General features: G+C 64.4%; 14 protein-coding genes. 9 read left to right on the top strand and 5 right to left on the bottom strand.

Going from position 1 to position 15,611, the window contains the following annotated elements:
• Positions 1-25: 25 nt before the first annotated feature.
• Both CH278_RS22930 and CH278_RS22925 read right to left on the bottom strand, forming a co-directional pair.
• Positions 26-700: a Crp/Fnr family transcriptional regulator gene (locus tag CH278_RS22930; protein WP_027494494.1), complete on the bottom strand. Its 675-nt coding sequence runs from the start codon at positions 698-700 to the stop codon at positions 26-28.
• Positions 701-955: 255 nt separating this feature from the next.
• On the bottom strand, positions 956-1,225 hold the full coding sequence (locus tag CH278_RS22925; RefSeq protein ID WP_027494493.1) for a hypothetical protein: 270 nt from the start codon (positions 1,223-1,225) through the stop codon (positions 956-958).
• A gap of 173 nt (positions 1,226-1,398) precedes the next feature.
• Here CH278_RS22925 and nth point away from each other — a divergent pair, with 173 nt between their 5' ends.
• From nth to marP, 4 genes are read left to right on the top strand one after another with little or no spacing between them, the layout of a single operon-like run.
• A complete protein-coding gene (nth, locus tag CH278_RS22920; RefSeq protein ID WP_205912677.1) occupies positions 1,399-2,085 on the top strand; it encodes an endonuclease III in 687 nt (228 codons plus the stop codon).
• Between the two features lie 50 nt (positions 2,086-2,135).
• Complete coding sequence (locus tag CH278_RS22915; protein ID WP_051365293.1) at positions 2,136-2,744, top strand: TlpA family protein disulfide reductase; 609 nt, start codon at positions 2,136-2,138, stop codon at positions 2,742-2,744.
• Between the two features lie 23 nt (positions 2,745-2,767).
• Positions 2,768-3,454, top strand: coding sequence for an NUDIX hydrolase (locus CH278_RS22910; RefSeq protein WP_032386606.1), 687 nt, complete (start codon positions 2,768-2,770; stop codon positions 3,452-3,454).
• Positions 3,451-4,641, top strand: a complete 1,191-nt coding sequence (gene marP / locus CH278_RS22905; protein WP_032364547.1) for an acid resistance serine protease MarP — start codon at positions 3,451-3,453, stop codon at positions 4,639-4,641. Before CH278_RS22910 ends, marP begins: the two co-directional genes overlap by 4 nt.
• 10 nt (positions 4,642-4,651) lie before the next feature.
• Here marP and CH278_RS22900 read toward each other — a convergent pair whose 3' ends face one another.
• Together CH278_RS22900 and CH278_RS22895 are read right to left on the bottom strand one after the other, a co-directional pair.
• Positions 4,652-5,584, bottom strand: a complete 933-nt coding sequence (locus CH278_RS22900) for an alpha/beta fold hydrolase (RefSeq protein ID WP_032392775.1) — start codon at positions 5,582-5,584, stop codon at positions 4,652-4,654.
• A gap of 24 nt (positions 5,585-5,608) precedes the next feature.
• Positions 5,609-6,103: a phage holin family protein gene (locus tag CH278_RS22895; RefSeq protein ID WP_027494487.1), complete on the bottom strand. Its 495-nt coding sequence runs from the start codon at positions 6,101-6,103 to the stop codon at positions 5,609-5,611.
• A 267-nt stretch (positions 6,104-6,370) separates the two neighbouring features.
• Between CH278_RS22895 and CH278_RS22890 the strand changes: the two genes are divergently transcribed.
• Complete coding sequence (locus CH278_RS22890; RefSeq protein ID WP_027494486.1) at positions 6,371-7,741, top strand: MFS transporter; 1,371 nt, start codon at positions 6,371-6,373, stop codon at positions 7,739-7,741.
• Positions 7,742-7,805: 64 nt separating this feature from the next.
• Here the strand turns inward: CH278_RS22890 and acs are convergent, their stop codons facing one another.
• Positions 7,806-9,749, bottom strand: a complete 1,944-nt coding sequence (gene acs, locus CH278_RS22885; protein WP_094622883.1) for an acetate--CoA ligase — start codon at positions 9,747-9,749, stop codon at positions 7,806-7,808.
• A gap of 444 nt (positions 9,750-10,193) precedes the next feature.
• Here acs and CH278_RS22880 point away from each other — a divergent pair, with 444 nt between their 5' ends.
• The 4 genes from CH278_RS22880 to CH278_RS22865 all read left to right on the top strand — a co-directional run bounded on the left by CH278_RS22880 (position 10,194) and on the right by CH278_RS22865 (position 15,595).
• Entirely contained in the window at positions 10,194-11,822 is a 1,629-nt protein-coding gene (locus CH278_RS22880; RefSeq protein WP_027494484.1) for a peptide ABC transporter substrate-binding protein, read from the top strand.
• 164 nt (positions 11,823-11,986) lie between these two features.
• Positions 11,987-12,913: an ABC transporter permease gene (locus CH278_RS22875; protein ID WP_027494483.1), complete on the top strand. Its 927-nt coding sequence runs from the start codon at positions 11,987-11,989 to the stop codon at positions 12,911-12,913.
• Positions 12,906-13,877 carry an ABC transporter permease gene (locus tag CH278_RS22870; RefSeq protein ID WP_027494482.1) on the top strand — a complete coding sequence of 324 codons (972 nt, stop codon included), beginning with the start codon at positions 12,906-12,908 and terminating at the stop codon, positions 13,875-13,877. The genes CH278_RS22875 and CH278_RS22870 overlap by 8 nt, the downstream gene beginning before the upstream one ends.
• Positions 13,874-15,595: a dipeptide ABC transporter ATP-binding protein gene (locus tag CH278_RS22865; RefSeq protein ID WP_094622882.1), complete on the top strand. Its 1,722-nt coding sequence runs from the start codon at positions 13,874-13,876 to the stop codon at positions 15,593-15,595. Before CH278_RS22870 ends, CH278_RS22865 begins: the two co-directional genes overlap by 4 nt.
• Positions 15,596-15,611 lie beyond the last annotated feature (16 nt).

Here is a 15,611-nt window from a genome sequence, read left to right as displayed (position 1 = left end):
AGCTGCTGTCTCGAAGGAACTCGGCCTAGCGAGCTCGGCGGGCCAGGCGCTCGGAGTCCGAGATCAGTACGGACTTACCCTCGAGGCGCAGCCATCCGCGGTGTGCGAAGTCGGCCAGTGCCTTGTTGACGGTCTCGCGCGACGCTCCGACGAGCTGAGCGATCTCTTCCTGCGTCAGGTCGTGGGTGACGCGCAGCGATCCCGCTTCCTGGGTGCCGAAGCGCTGGGCGAGCTGCAGCAGCGCCTTGGCCACGCGTCCGGGGACGTCGGTGAAGATGAGGTCGGCCAGGTTGTTGTTGGTGCGACGCAACCGGCGAGCCAGGACGCGCAGCAGCTGCTCGGCGATCTCGGGGCGCTGATCGATCCAGTCCTTGAGGGCCGCGCGGTCCATGCTGACTGCGCGCACCTCGGTGACCGTGGTGGCCGAGGACGTGCGAGGGCCGGGGTCGAAGATGGAGAGCTCGCCGAACATGTCCGACGGTCCCATGATCGTCAGCAGGTTCTCGCGGCCGTCGGGGGAGCGTCGCCCGAGCTTGATCTTGCCGGAAACGATGATGTAGAGCCGGTCTCCGGGCTCACCCTCGTTGAACACCACGTGTCCCCGGGGGAAATCGACAGGCTGCAGCTGCTTCGTCAGTGCCGCAACCGCAGAGGGTTCGACTCCTTGGAAGATGCCGGCCCGTGCCAGGACGTCGTCCACTTGCGCTCCTTTTGGGATGTCGGTGATGCGGTGACCCGCACCCCCGAAGGCGTCTGTACACACTCGTCTCACCACCGAATCGCGCTGCGATTCAGGCGTCGATGCCGATGCAATGTTCAAACACAACAATTACCTCAGGGGAGTCTACTTCGACTCGGCCGAAACCGAGTGATCGACGCCACCACAGGTTGCCAGAGGAACGGTACGTCTGTTCGCGTTCACCGTAAATTCATCCGAATGCGGACAAATGGGTGCTCAACTGGCCCGTTGGTCGACCATGCCGTCGCGCGTGTCGATCGTGCGCGGAGGAGTCTGGTGACGCTTGCGGGTGTTGAACCGAGCCAGGGCGTGGGGGAAGCCCTCGTTCGCGAGTGTGGCGACCTCGGACTTGCTCGCCTGATCGAGGAATTCCTCTACTTCGTGCTCCCGGACGCCGAGCTTGCTGAGCCGGAACTCCACGCGCTCCATCGCGAGTGCGAAGAGCATGAGTAGTACCGGAAAGAGCACCACGGCGAGTCCTTGCATACCGGCCAGTTAACACCGAAAAGGTCTCGATACAAACACAGCTCGGCGCGCTCGCGTAGTTCGTTACGCATTCTTGTCCGTACAGTTGTGGCGTGGAATCGACAGCCCCGAAACGCCCCGACGTGCGCAAACGCGAGGAGACGCGACTCGGCCTCGTGCGGCGGGCCCGGCGGATGAACCGAACGCTCGGGGTCGCGTTTCCGCACGTCTACTGCGAACTCGACTTCACCACGCCCCTCGAACTCGCCGTCGCGACCATCCTGTCCGCGCAGTGCACCGACAAGCGCGTCAACATGGTGACTCCGGCCCTGTTCGTGAGATACCGCACAGCTCGCGACTACGCCGAAGCCGACCGCACCGAACTCGAGGAGTTCATCCGAACCACCGGCTTCTACCGCAACAAGGCCAACTCGCTGATCGGGCTGGGTCAGAAGTTGCTCGAGAACTTCGACGGCGAAGTCCCCGCATCGTTGAAGGATCTGGTGACGTTGCCCGGCATCGGCCGCAAGACGGCCAACGTCGTGCTCGGCAACGCGTTCGACGTTCCCGGCATCACCGTCGACACCCACTTCGGTCGGTTGGTACGGCGCTGGCAGTGGACCGAAGAAGAGGACCCGGTCAAGGTGGAGCACGCCGTCGGCGCGCTGATCGAGCGGAAAGAGTGGACCGTGCTCTCCCATCGCGTCATCTTTCACGGTCGACGCGTCTGCCACTCCCGCACGCCGGCGTGCGGGGTGTGCGTCCTGGCCAAGGACTGCCCGTCGTTCGGCCTCGGCCCGACCGATCCGGCGACCGCTGCCGCCCTGGTGAGAGGTCCCGAGACCGATCATCTGCTCGCTCTCGCCGGAATCGTGTCGTGAACAAGGCCGCACTCCGCTGGTCTCTGGTCGCGCTCATTCTCGTCGTCGGGATGGTCTATGCCCTCTGGCCACGCAATGAATCTCCGGCAACGCAGCGCGCCGATGGTCCCGGTCTGGGGCAGCAAGGACCGTCGACGGCCGAGCGTCGGGCCGCCGATACTCCCGAGGCTCTGGCACCGCTGCGGCAGACCGCCGGTCTCGACGCATGTCCGACGCCGTCGGGCGCTGCAGCAGGCCCGTTGACGGGCATCACCCTCGAATGCATCGGCGACGGCTCGTCGATCGACCTCGGCCAGGCTCTGGCCGGGCGACCCGCACTGCTCAACATCTGGGCCTATTGGTGCGGCCCGTGCGCGAAGGAGTTGCCTTACCTGCAGCAATACGCGCAGCGGGCGGGTGATGCAGTCACGGTGTTGACCGTCCACAACGATGCCAACGAGTCCAACGGGCTGACCCGTCTGGCCGAGTACGGCGTCACGCTGCCCGGCGTTCAGGACGGTGCCGGACGCGTCGCCGCGGCGGCGGAAGCGCCGAACGTGCTGCCCGTATCCGTTTTGATATCTGCGGATGGCACTGTCGCCAAGGTGCTGACCGAACCCTTCACAAGCGTCGACGACATCGCCGACGCAGTCCGCGAGAACCTCGGAGTCGCGTCGTGAGCGCACCCGAGTGGCTCGGGCGCATGCTCGACGTCGCCGGCAGCGAAAACGGACTGACCGACACCACCGGCATCAACCCGGTGCTGCAACGACAGGCGCAGCCGGCCGATCGAACCCGCTCGGCGGCGGTGTTGGTGCTGTTCGGTGGTCCGGCTGCCGCTGATCCGACCGCGCCCGGTGGGCTACCCGCCGAGGCCGACGTTCTGCTGACCCAGCGGGCGTCGACCTTGCGCGACCACAGTGGGCAGATCGCCTTCCCCGGCGGTGCCACCGACCCGGGTGACGACGGGCCCATCGGAACCGCGCTGCGCGAGGCCCAGGAAGAAACCGGTCTCGACCCGGCCGGCGTCGTACCGCTCGCGACGATGCCCGGCATCTACGTGCCGCCGTCTCGATTCGACGTGGTTCCCGTGCTCTCGTACTGGCAGAGTCCAACCCCGGTCCGCGTCGTCGACGCCGGCGAAACCGAGCGCGTGGTGCGAGTTCCCCTGCGCGAGTTGCTCGATCCGGCCAACCGATTCCAGGTGCGTCACCCCGCCGGCTACCAGGGCCCGGCCTTCTCGGTGCAGGGAATGCTGGTGTGGGGATTCACGGGCGGTATTCTGGCGGGCCTGCTCGCTGTGTCGGGCTGGGAGTCCGAATGGGACACGGGGGATATACGCGATCTGGAGGCCAGCTTGACTGCGGTAGGAGCGAGGCTCGATCGGTGACGGGTTCAGGGTGGGTCGATATCGCGGTGCTCGCCGTCGCGCTGCTGGCAGCGACGTCGGGATGGCGACAGGGGGCGGTGGCGTCGGCGCTGGCGTTTCTGGGAGTTGTTCTGGGTGCCGTCGCCGGGATTCTGGTGGCACCGCACGTGCTCGAACACGTCGACGGATCACGCACGAGGGTGTTCGTCGGTATCGCGTTGATCGTGGTGTTGGTGATCGTCGGTGAGGTGGCCGGCATGGTTCTGGGTCGTGCGTTGCGCAGCGGAATACATTCGCGCTCAGCAAGATCCGTGGACAGCACGATCGGGGCCGGTCTGCAGGCCGCGGCCGTGCTCGCTGCCGCATGGTTGCTCGCCATTCCGCTGACGTCCTCGTCGCAGCCCGAGGTGGCCAGTGCCGTGCGTGGCTCGACGGTCCTGGGCAAGGTCGACGAGGTGGCACCCGAGTGGCTGCGTCAGGTGCCCAAGGAATTCTCGGCGCTGCTCGACACGTCCGGGCTGCCGGACGTCATCGGTCCGTTCGGACGCACTCCGGTCGCCGACGTCGCCGCTCCCGACTCCGGGATCGCCGCAGGCCCCGTCCCGATAGCATTGCAGGCGAGCGTCATCAAGATCAACGGAATCGCTCCGAGTTGCCAGAAGGCGCTCGAAGGTTCGGGTTTCGTCGTCGGGCCGGATCTGGTGATGACCAACGCCCACGTGGTGGCCGGTACCTCCGAGGTGACCGTCGATTCTCCGGACGGCCCTCTCGACGCCGACGTCGTCCTGTTCGATCCCGAAGAAGATGTTGCAGTGCTTCGAGTTTCGCAGCTGCAGGCTCCGGTGTTGCCGTTCGCGCCGAACCCGGCCGAATCCGGATCCGACGCCATCGTGTTGGGCTACCCGGGCGGCGGTCCGTACACGGCGAGCCCAGCGCGCATTCGCGAGATCATCAACCTCAGCGGACCGGACATCTACCGCACCGGCACTGTTCAACGTGAGGTCTACACAGTTCGCGGATCGGTGCGGCAGGGCAATTCCGGTGGGCCACTGGTCAATTCGAACGGTGAGGTACTCGGTGTGGTGTTCGGTGCTGCCGTCGACGACCCCGATACCGGATTCGTCTTGACGGCAACCGAGATCTCGGACGAGCTGGCCCGCAGCTTCGATGCGCCGGTCAGTGTGGGGACCGGCGACTGCATCGTCTGACGGCGGGACGTCAGCTTTCGAGCGCGACGCGCAGGATTTCCTCGGACACGACGTCGGGGGCTTCCTGGTGCACGTAGTGCCCCACGTCCCGCACTGTTCGACGGGTCAGCCCCGGTGCCCAGTGCCGATCGCGATCGAGGGTGGTGGGTAGGACGTACGGATCGAGGTCACCGCTGATCTGCGCGACGGGGATCGAGGTCTTCACGTCGACGGCGTCCATAAAGCGTCGGCCCTCGGCGCGGAACTGGCTACGGAACGCCCAGCGCTGATATTCGAGTGCGCTGTGCGCGGCCCCGGGAATTCGGATGGCCGAGCGCATCTTGCCTGCGGTATCGGCGAAATCGTCGGTGCGCTGCCACTGCGACCCGGCGCGACTGCGCATCAACTCCTCGACTGCCGCGCCCCCTCGCCGGGTGAGCAGCTTCTCGGGGCGCAGCGGAACTTGATACCGAACGAAGTGCGGCAGCAGAGCACCGCGCTGTTCGGAATCCTTCAGCACGGCGCGGCGCAGCGAGATCGGGTGCGGTGCATTGATCAGGACCATCGAGCGGACCATTCGCGGATGCAGAGCCGAACTCGCCCAGCACACCAGGCCGCCGTCCGCATGACCGACGAACGTCGCGTGCGGGTACCCCAGCGCGCGCACGAGACCGACGATGTCTCCGGCCAGGGTCCATCCGTCGTAACCACGTGGGGGCTTGTCGGAGTCGCCGTAGCCGCGGAGGTCGACTGCGACCGCTCGCACTCCGGAACGCGCGAGCGCGTCGAGCTGGTGATGCCAGGAGTACCAGAAGTCGGCGAAGCCGTGCAGCAGCACCACGAGCGGGGCGTCGGGAGCATGCTCGCCGACCTCCACGGTGTGGAACCGAATTCCATTGGCATGGATGTCGCGATGGATCCACTGTCCTGGGTAACGGACCGTGGACGGATCGGGATGATTCATACTGCTCGACTCGCCGGGCGTCGTCTACTTCTTGTAGCCGGGGATTCCGGGAATGCTGTCGTGCTGGTTGGGCAGCACGGTCGACGCCTGCTTGAGGGAGTCGATGGTCTTCTCGGGCTTGCGCAGTTTCTTGACCCTGCGGTAGCCGAGGAACCCGAACAGGCCGGCAACCAGCACCATGAACACAAAGACGATGAGGAACGAGGCCCATCGGTAGAGCCACACGTCGAGGAGTTCGGCGGCGAAGAAGAAGAAGAAGAACGAGCTGAACAGCAGCACCGTCAGCGCGACGATGAAGAAGACGCTGCCCTGCAGACCCTTCTTGACCTCGCCGGTGACCTCGGCCTTGGCGAGGGCCACCTCGGCACGCACCAGCGTCGAGACCTGAGTCGTGGCGTCCTTGACGAGGTTTCCGATGCTCGCGCTACCGGGTGTGCGGGCATCGACATCGGTGAGAGGTATCGACGAAATCGTGTTCGGGACGCCGTTGCCGTATCCCTTGTCATTGCTGACGCTCAACTCTCGACCCCTTGTAATCGCTGTGCTCGGTATTGCGGTGATCGCTCTGCTCGGTGTTGCGGAAGATCGTATCGACAGTAGTGCCTAAGTAGCAGATTATCTGTCCCGCGGCGGCCGAGCGACGCTCGGCCCGTCGTCGGTTACCTCTCCGCCCGTCGCGACAAACACGGGAATGTTGCACGAATCGGCAACGAACGGCCCGGGGGCGTGAAATTCTCAGGTGTTCATCAGGTAATTTTCAGGGAACTTTCCCCTTCAGGAGCACTCGTGAGTTCACCCCACGCCGTCACGGACGACGGCGCAATTCCCGCACCTCAGGTGCCTCGGTCCCGAATCGTCATCGCCTCGATGGTCGGTACGTCCATCGAGTTCTTCGACTTCTATATCTATGCAACGGCCGCAGTACTCGTCTTCCCCCGCCTGTTCTTCCCCGCAGGCAACGACACGACCGCGCTGCTGGCGTCGTTCGCGACGTTCGGTTTGGCGTTCGTCGCGCGACCCATCGGCTCGATTCTGTTCGGCCACTTCGGTGATCGCATCGGACGCAAGGCCACCCTCGTCGGGTCCCTGCTGACGATGGGTGTCGCGACGTTCGCGATCGGGCTCCTGCCGACCTACGCCGCGGCGGGTCTGTGGGCACCGGCCCTGCTGGCGCTCATGCGCTTCACTCAGGGCGTCGGCCTCGGCGGCGAATGGAGTGGTGCGGCGCTGCTGGCCACCGAAACCGCGAAGCCGGGCAAGCGAGCCTGGGCGGCAATGTACCCGCAGCTGGGTGCGCCGATCGGCTTCTTCTTCGCCAACGGCATCTTCCTGCTCATCGTCATCGCGACCGGCTACGACTCCGCGAACTCCGGCACCGACCATGCGTTCCTCACGTGGGGCTGGCGCATCCCGTTCCTGCTCAGCGCGATCATGGTGATCATCGGCCTGTACGTCCGTCTCAAGCTCGAGGAGACGCCGGTGTTCAAATTGGCAGTCGAGCGCGGCCAGAAGGTCAAGACCCCGTTGGCCCAGGTGTTCAAGACGAGCTGGCGTCAGCTGATCATCGGCACGTTCGTCATGCTCGCCACGTACACGCTCTTCTACATCATGACGACGTGGGTGGTCAGTTACGGAACAGGCAAGGTGGCCGACGTCAACGGGCCCAAGCTCGCGATTCCGTACACGGACTTCCTGGAGCTCCAGCTCATCGCGGTGCTGTTCTTCGCGGCGCTGATCCCGGTCGCCGGGCTGCTCGCCGACAAGTACGGCCGCCGCCCCACGCTCATCGTCATCACCGCGGCGATCGTGCTGTTCGGTCTGTCGTTCCACTGGTTCGCCGACCCGTCGTCCGCGTCGGCAGGCAAGATGCTGGTGTTCATGTGCGTCGGCCTGGGACTGATGGGTCTGACGTTCGGGCCCATGAGTGCCGTTCTGCCCGAACTGTTTCCGACGAACGTGCGCTACACGGGCTCGGGAATCTCGTACAACACCGCGTCGATCCTCGGAGCTGCAGTGGCCCCGTTCATCGCAACCTGGCTGGTGAGTTCCTACGGCGTCGGCTGGGTGGGCGTCTATCTCGCCATCGCCGCTGCGCTGACCCTGATCTCGCTGATCATCATGAAGGAAACGCGAGACCAGTCGCTCGACAGCGTCTGAGCGGCTGCGCCGCATGTGAGTGGAACCTCGTAGTGGGCTACGAGGTTCCACTCACATGGGAGCGCTAGCGACCCTTCTTGATCGCCTCGAACACCTTCGGGTCGACGAGGGTGGAGACGTCGCCGAGTTCGCGACCTTCTGCCACGTCACGGAGCAGGCGGCGCATGATCTTGCCCGACCTGGTCTTCGGCAGCTCCGGCACGATGGAGATTTCCCGTGGCCGCGCGATCGGCGAAATCTCCTTGGAGACCTGAGCTTTGAGTTCGGCGATCAATGCGTCGCCGGTGTTCTCCTCGCCGCCGCGCAGGATGACGAACGCGACGATGCCCTGACCGGTGGTCTCGTCGGCGGCACCGACGACGGCAGCCTCGGCGACACTGTGATGACTCACCAATGCCGACTCCACCTCGGACGTGGAGATGCGGTGGCCCGAGACGTTCATGACGTCGTCGACGCGGCCGAGGACCCACAGGGCGCCGTCCTCGTCATATTTGGCACCGTCACCGGCGAAGTACCAGCCTTCTTCGGCGTAGCGGGACCAGTAGGTGTCCTTGTAGCGGTCCATGTCGCCCCAGATCCCGCGGAGCATCGCCGGCCACGGCTCGGAGAGAACGAGATATCCGTTGCCGCCGTTGCCCAGTGGCTTGGCGTCGTCGTCGACGATCTTGGCGGAGATACCGGGCAGCGGAGTCATTGCCGAGCCGGGCTTGGTCGCGGTGACGCCGGGGAGCGGGGAGATCATGATCGCGCCGGTCTCGGTCTGCCACCAGGTGTCGACGATCGGTGCGCTGCCGCCGCCGACGACGTCGCGGAACCAGCGCCACGCCTCGGGGTTGATGGGCTCGCCGACGGACCCGAGCAGGCGGATCGAGGACAGATCGTGTGCCTCGGGAATCTCCTTGCCCCACTTCATGAATGTGCGCACCAGGGTGGGGGAGGTGTAGTAGATCGACACCTTGTACTTCTCGATGACGTTCCAGTGCCGGTGCTCGTCGGGCGAATTGGGGGTTCCCTCGTAGACGACCTGGGTGGCGCGGTTGGAGAGCGGTCCGTAGACGATGTAGGAGTGTCCGGTGACCCAGCCGATGTCGGCGGTGCACCAGTAGACGTCTTTGCCGGGTTTGTGGTCGAAGACGTTGTGGTGGGTGTACGAGGTCTGCGTCAGGTAGCCGCCGGAGGTGTGGATGATGCCCTTGGGCTTACCCGTCGTACCCGAGGTGTAGAGGATGAACAGGGGGTGCTCGGCCGGGAACGGCTGCGCCTCATGCTCTTTCGACGCTTTCGCGACGGTCTCGTGCCACCACAGGTCGCGTCCCTCGGTCCAGGCGACGTCGGAGTCGGTGCGCTTGACGACCAGAACGTTCCGGATGGAGGCAGCTCCGTCCACGGCTTCGTCGACGGTGTCCTTGATGGGGGCGGGCTTGCCGCGTCGCCACTGGCCGTCGGTGGTGATGACGAGTTTGGCTTCGGCGTCGTCGATGCGCGAGCGCAGTGCGGTGGCGGAGAACCCGGCGAAGACGACCGAGTGGGTCAGGCCGAGGCGTGCACAGGCGAGGATCGAGACGATGGCCTCGGGGATCATCGGCATGTAGATCGCGACGCGATCGCCGGAGACCAGGCCGAGTTCGGTCAGGGTGTTGGCGGCCTGGCTGACGTCGGCGAGCAGATCCGAGTAGGTGATGTCGCGGCTGTCGCCGGGTTCACCTTCCCAGTGGATGGCTACCTGGTCGCCGTGGCCGTCGAGGACGTGGCGGTCGACGCAGTTGTAGGCGACGTTGAGCTCGCCGTCGGCGAACCATTTCGCGACGGGGGCGTCGGACCAGTCGAGTACCTCGGTGAACGGGGTGTGCCAGTGCAGCCGGCGAGCCTGCTCCGCCCAGAACCCGAGTCGATCCTTCTCCGCGGCGGCGTACAGATCTGCCTGAGCGTTCGCCTGCGCCGCGAACTCGGCCGAGGGTGCGTAGGAGGCAACCGCGGTCTCGTCGGTTCCGGAGGTACTGGTCGTCATCTCGAATAGCTCTCTTTCGTCCGATGCTTTTCGCCCATGAAACGGCACTCACTAGCCGGTCTCGAGCCCCTAGTGAGGGTAGTCACATGTGATGGCGATCGCACCGTTGCAATCGGCTGCAACCCCTTGATCTGCGGTGATCGGTTGTTTCCGCACGATGGACGGTCATCGCCGTCGTCGGCGGGAGGCTGTCTCGGCGGCTCTGCCCGCACTGTGGGAAATCGACTTGCCGAAACGTTTCGATCATGTTTCCGACTTACTCGCCGGTCAACAAAACCCGGGGGAGTTCACATGTTCGTTTCAGGATGTGTCTAAAGTTCGTTCCATCAGATCGTTGGTACGGCTCACAGGCCGTGTCTTGCGGTCGCCCACGAATCCCCGGGCGTCGCGCCCGAGGAACTGAGCACGGACGACCCCGTGTTCACATCTGGATGGAGGATTTCCTTGCGTAAAACACGCATCGCGTCAGCTGCAATCGCAGTTGTCGTCGGAGCGGCGCTGGTGACGGCGTGCTCTTCGAGCGATTCGACCGGCGGCGGAGGGTCAGGAGACGGCTCCGGCATCATCAACGCCTGGAGCGGTGAGCCGCAGAACCCCTTGGTGCCCACCAATACGAGCGAGAACACCGGCGGACGTGTCGTCGACTCGATCTTCGCCGGCCTGGTGTCCTACACCCCCGAGGGCGGTGTAGAGAACGAGGTCGCGGACTCGATCGATACCACCGACGGCCAGAACTACACCGTCACGTTGAAGGACGGCTGGCAGTTCACCGACGGCACGCCGGTCACGGCCAAGTCGTTCGTCGATGCCTGGAACTACGGCGCACTGTCGACCAATGCGCAGCTGCAGGGATCGTTCTTCGATCCGATTCAGGGCTACGACGAGGTCGCAGCCGAGAACCCGACGGTGCAGACCATGTCCGGTCTCAAGGTCGTCGACGACAAGACGTTCACCATCGAGCTCAAGCAGCCCGAGGCAGCGTTCCCCGATCGTCTCGGCTTCGCCGCGTACTACCCGCTGCCCGAGGTTGCGTACCAGGACATCGCCGCGTTCGGCGAGAACCCGATCGGCAACGGCCCGTACAAGTTCGCCCAGGAGGGCGCTTGGCAGCACAACGTGCGGATCGACCTGGTCACGAACCCCGACTACGCCGGTAACCGCAAGCCCGCCAACGGCGGCGTGAGCTTCATTCTGTACAGCAACCTCGACACCGCATACACGGACCTGCTGTCGAACAACGTCGACGTTCTCGACAACGTTCCGGCCTCGGCCGTCACCACCTTCGAGTCCGATCTTCCCGACCGCACGGTGAACCAGCCGTCCGCGTCGATCGAGACGTTCACGATTCCGGGCCGCCTCGCGCACTTCGGTGGTGAAGAGGGTGTGCTGCGTCGTCAGGCGATCTCCAAGGCGATCAACCGCGACCAGATCACCGAGCAGATCTTCAACAAGACCCGTACCCCGGCCAAGGACTTCACCAGCCCGGCCATCGACGGCTGGACCGGCGATCTCTCCGACGTGGGAAACGTCGAGTACGACCCCGAGGGTGCCAAGGCTCTGTGGGCCCAGGCCGATGCCATCGCGCCGTGGTCCGGAACGTTCTCCATCGCGTACAACTCCGACGGTGGACACCAGGAATGGGTGGATGCGGTCAGCAACAGCATCCGCAACACGCTCGGCATCGAGGCGCAGGGTGCGCCGTACCCGACGTTCGCTCAGCTGCGTACCGAAGCCACCAACCGCACCATCGCGACCGCCTTCCGGTCGGGCTGGCAGGGTGACTACCCGCAGCAGTACGGCTTCCTGGCACAGAACTACCAGACCGGTGGCAGCTCCAACGACGGTGAGTACTCCAACCCCGAGTTCGACCGTCTGCTCCGCGAGTCCGCAGGTGAGACCGACAAGACCAAGGCGCAGGAGCTGACCAACCAGGCTCAGGAAATCCTGCTCAACGACCTGCCCGCAGTGCCGACCTGGTACCGCAACGCAGCGAGTGGTTGGTCGGAGAACGTCACCAACGTCAAGATCGGTTGGGACGGAATCCCCATCTACAACCAGATCGAGAAGAACTGATCACGTTCGCTCCACTGCTGTAGAGACCGAGAAGGGCGGTAGGTCTTCCACCTACCGCCCTTCTCGTGTGCTCGCTCACTCCCGTATCTACGTTCGACGCCCCGCTGCAGCTGATCCTTGCGCCTCTGCGGTGACGTCCACCTTCCTCCAAAGGAGGTGATCCGATGCTCTGGTACATCGGACGCCGATTACTTCAGATGATCCCCGTGTTCATCGGGGCGACATTCTTGATCTATGCCATGGTCTTCTTGCTGCCAGGAGACCCCATCGCGGCATTGGCCGGAGACAAGGCGATCAGTCCCGCCGTCGCCGACCAACTGCGCGCCCGCTACAACCTCGACCAGCCGTTCATCGTGCAGTACCTGCTGTACCTCAAGGGCATTTTCACGTTCGACTTCGGTATGTCCTTCTCGGGCCGCCCGGTCAGTGAAGTTCTCGTACAAGCGTTTCCGATCACCGCGAAGCTCGCCTCGATGGCCCTCGTGATCGAGGCCGTGTTCGGCATCGGCTTCGGTCTCATCGCGGGTCTGCGCAAGGGCAAGCTGTTCGACTCGACGGTCCTCGTCGTCAGCCTCGTCATCATCGCCGTGCCGATCTTCGTCATCGGCTTTCTCGCGCAGTTCTTCATCGGTATCAAGTGGGGTTGGGTGCCGCCGACAGTGGGAGGCAACACCAGCTTCACCAACCTGTTGCTGCCGGCATTCGTACTCGGAGCCGTCTCGTTCGCCTACGTGGTGCGGTTGACGCGCACGTCGGTGGCCGAGAATCTCAGTGCGGACTTCGTGCGGACGGCGACGGCCAAGGGGCTCTCGCGTAACCGGGTCGTCAACGTGCACGTGTTGCGTAACTCGCTGATTCCCGTCGTGACGTTCCTCGGTGCAGATCTGGCCAGCCTCATGGGCGGCGCGATCATCACCGAAGGAATCTTCAACATCAACGGAGTCGGCGGCACCATCTACCAAGCCGTCATCCGCGGTGAGGCACCGACCGTCGTGTCTTTCGTGACCGTGCTGATCGTCGTCTATCTGGTCGCCAATCTCATCGTCGACCTTCTCTATGCCGCGCTCGACCCGAGGATTCGCTATGTCTGATCCCATCACCCCGAAGAGCGTCGACGCCGATCGCGCTACTCGCCAAGCACGTTTCGTCGAGGCCGACGAGGTCATCGACGTGTCGCAGACCGACGCTGTCGTCATCGACGACGCACCCGCCAGCATCTGGTCGGATGCGTGGCGGAACCTGCGCACGCGTCCGATGTTCATCGTCTCGGCCATCATCATCCTGGCCGTCATCGTGGTCGCAGCCGTGCCTGGCCTGTTCACCAGTACCGATCCGCGCTTCTGCGATCTGCAGTTCAGCATGCAGGGCCCGGGATCCGGACACTGGTTCGGTTACGACCGACAGGGCTGCGACATCTACTCCCGGGTGCTGTTCGGTGCTCGGGCGTCCGTGCTGACCGGAGTCGGGGTCACGTTCCTCGTGCTGGTCATCGGCGTCGTGTTCGGTGCTCTGGCCGGCTTCTACGGCGGCATCGCGGACTCGTTGCTCTCACGGATCACCGACATCTTCTTCGGCGTTCCGCTGATTCTGGCGGCCATCGTCCTCATGCAGCTGTTCACCGATCGCACGATCTTCACGGTGATTCTGGTGTTGGCGTTGTTCGGCTGGCCTCAGATGGCTCGCATCACTCGCGGTGCAGTGCTGTCGGCGAAGGGCAACGACTATGTAATGGCCTCGCAGGCTTTGGGTTTGACGCGACTGCGAACTCTGATCAGGCACGTACTGCCGAACGCGATGGCACCGATCATCGTCATCACGACGATTTCACTCGGTACGTTCATCGTGGCCGAGGCGACGCTGTCGTTCCTCGGCATCGGACTGCCTCCCACCGAGGTCTCCTGGGGCGGCGACATCAGTGCCGCTCAGGTCACCCTGCGACAGGGCTCGACCATTCTCTTCTATCCTGCTGCAGCGCTGGCAATCACGGTGCTCGGCTTCATCATGATGGGTGACGCCCTGCGCGACGCCCTCGACCCGAAGGCGAGGAAGCGATGACGGATCCAGCACGCATCGCAGTGGAGCAGCCCCTGCTCGACATCCAAGATCTCGAGGTCTCGTTCCGGTCCAACTCCGGTGCGGTCCCGGCTGTTCGCGGAGTATCGCTGACGGTCTACCCGGGGCAGACCGTTGCGATCGTGGGCGAATCCGGTTCCGGTAAGTCGACCACCGCGCACTCGATCATCAACCTGCTTCCCGGAACCGGCACGGTGACGGCGGGGCGCATCCTGTTCGAGGGCCGTGACTTGGCGCAGGCCAAGGAGAAGGATTTCGTCGACATCCGCGGCAGCCAGATCGGCCTGGTTCCTCAGGACCCGATGTCCAACTTGAACCCGGTGTGGAAGATCGGCTTCCAGATCGAGGAGGCCCTCGCTGCCAACGGCATCGCCAAGGGTAAGGCGGCGCGTGTTCGGGCAGCCGAGCTGCTCGAAGAAGCGGGCCTCAGCGATTCGGAGAAGCGGGTCAATCAGTACCCGCACGAGTTCTCGGGCGGTATGCGTCAGCGCGCGCTCATCGCGATCGGGCTTTCGGCACGTCCGAAACTACTGATTGCCGACGAGCCGACGTCCGCTCTCGACGTGACCGTGCAGCGTCAGATTCTCGATCATCTCGAAGGTTTGACGAAGGAACTCGGAACCGCGGTTCTGCTGATCACCCACGATCTGGGCCTGGCTGCCGAACGAGCCGAGCACCTCGTCGTCATGAGCAAGGGGCGGATCGTGGAATCCGGTCCGGCACTGGAGATCCTGCAGGACCCTCAGCATCCGTACACGCGCAAGCTCGTCTCCGCCGCGCCGTCTCTCGCGTCGCAGCGACTGAAGTCGTCGGTGGTGCGCAAGGACATCGTCGAGCATGCCAAGCAGGTGGCGGTCGAGGCCGTCACCGAGGAGACCGACTCGGGATTCGAGCCGGCCGCGGACACTGTGCTCGTGGTCGAGGGGCTTACCAAGGAATTCAAGCTCCGGGGCGGCAACCCGTTCAAGTCGTCCGTGTTCACGGCCGTCAAGGATGTGTCGTTCGGAGTCGCACGCGGTACCACCACTGCGATCGTCGGCGAATCGGGTTCGGGCAAGTCGACTGTGGCACAGATGGTTCTGGGACTTCTCGAGCCCACGGCAGGTTCGGTGAAGTTCGACGGCCGCGATGTGGCGGGGTTGAACAACAAGGACGCGTTCGCGTTTCGTCGTCGAGTGCAGCCGATCTTCCAGAATCCGTACGGGACGCTGGACCCGATGTATTCGATCTTCAGCACCATCGAGGAGCCTCTGCGCACCCACAAGGTGGGGTCGAAGTCCGAGCGGGAAGCCAGAGTCCGTGATCTGTTGGACAAGGTGGCACTGCCGTCGTCGGTGATGCGCAGGTTCCCCAACGAGCTGTCCGGCGGCCAGCGGCAACGTGTCGCAATCGCTCGTGCGTTGGCCCTCGAGCCCGAAATGGTCATCTGCGACGAGGCAGTGTCGGCTTTGGACGTGTTGGTGCAGGCGCAGATCCTGTCCCTGCTCAACGACCTTCAGGCCGAGCTCGGGTTGACGTACCTGTTCATCACGCACGACCTCGCGGTGGTCCGTCAGATTGCTGACGACGTGCTCGTGATGCGCAGCGGCGAGATCGTCGAGGCGGCGTCGACCGATGCCGTCTTCGACAACCCGCAGCAGGAGTACACCCAGAAGCTGCTCGCAGCAATTCCGGGTGGCTCGGTGCAGCTGGGCGCATAGCCGCGGTGGGTGAGGG

The organism is Rhodococcus sp. 05-2254-5, assembly GCF_002258575.1.
In the GTDB taxonomy this organism is placed as follows: domain Bacteria; phylum Actinomycetota; class Actinomycetes; order Mycobacteriales; family Mycobacteriaceae; genus Rhodococcoides; species Rhodococcoides fascians.
The sequence above is the reverse complement of the archived record's forward strand: the minus strand, read 5'-3'. Positions and strand labels throughout refer to the sequence as shown.

Bases quoted from the DNA above. Each gene is read 5' to 3' on its own strand.
- CH278_RS22925 (WP_027494493.1), bottom strand. From the start codon at position 1,225: ATGCAAGGACTCGCCGTGGTGCTCTTTCCGGTACTACTCATGCTCTTC.
- nth (WP_205912677.1), top strand. From the start codon at position 1,399: ATGAACCGAACGCTCGGGGTCGCGTTTCCGCACGTCTACTGCGAACTC.
- CH278_RS22915 (WP_051365293.1), top strand. From the start codon at position 2,136: ATGGTCTATGCCCTCTGGCCACGCAATGAATCTCCGGCAACGCAGCGC.
- CH278_RS22910 (WP_032386606.1), top strand. From the start codon at position 2,768: ATGCTCGACGTCGCCGGCAGCGAAAACGGACTGACCGACACCACCGGC.
- CH278_RS22900 (WP_032392775.1), bottom strand. From the start codon at position 5,584: ATGAATCATCCCGATCCGTCCACGGTCCGTTACCCAGGACAGTGGATC.
- acs (WP_094622883.1), bottom strand. From the start codon at position 9,749: ATGACGACCAGTACCTCCGGAACCGACGAGACCGCGGTTGCCTCCTAC.
- CH278_RS22875 (WP_027494483.1), top strand. From the start codon at position 11,987: ATGCTCTGGTACATCGGACGCCGATTACTTCAGATGATCCCCGTGTTC.
- CH278_RS22870 (WP_027494482.1), top strand. From the start codon at position 12,906: ATGTCTGATCCCATCACCCCGAAGAGCGTCGACGCCGATCGCGCTACT.
- CH278_RS22865 (WP_094622882.1), top strand. From the start codon at position 13,874: ATGACGGATCCAGCACGCATCGCAGTGGAGCAGCCCCTGCTCGACATC.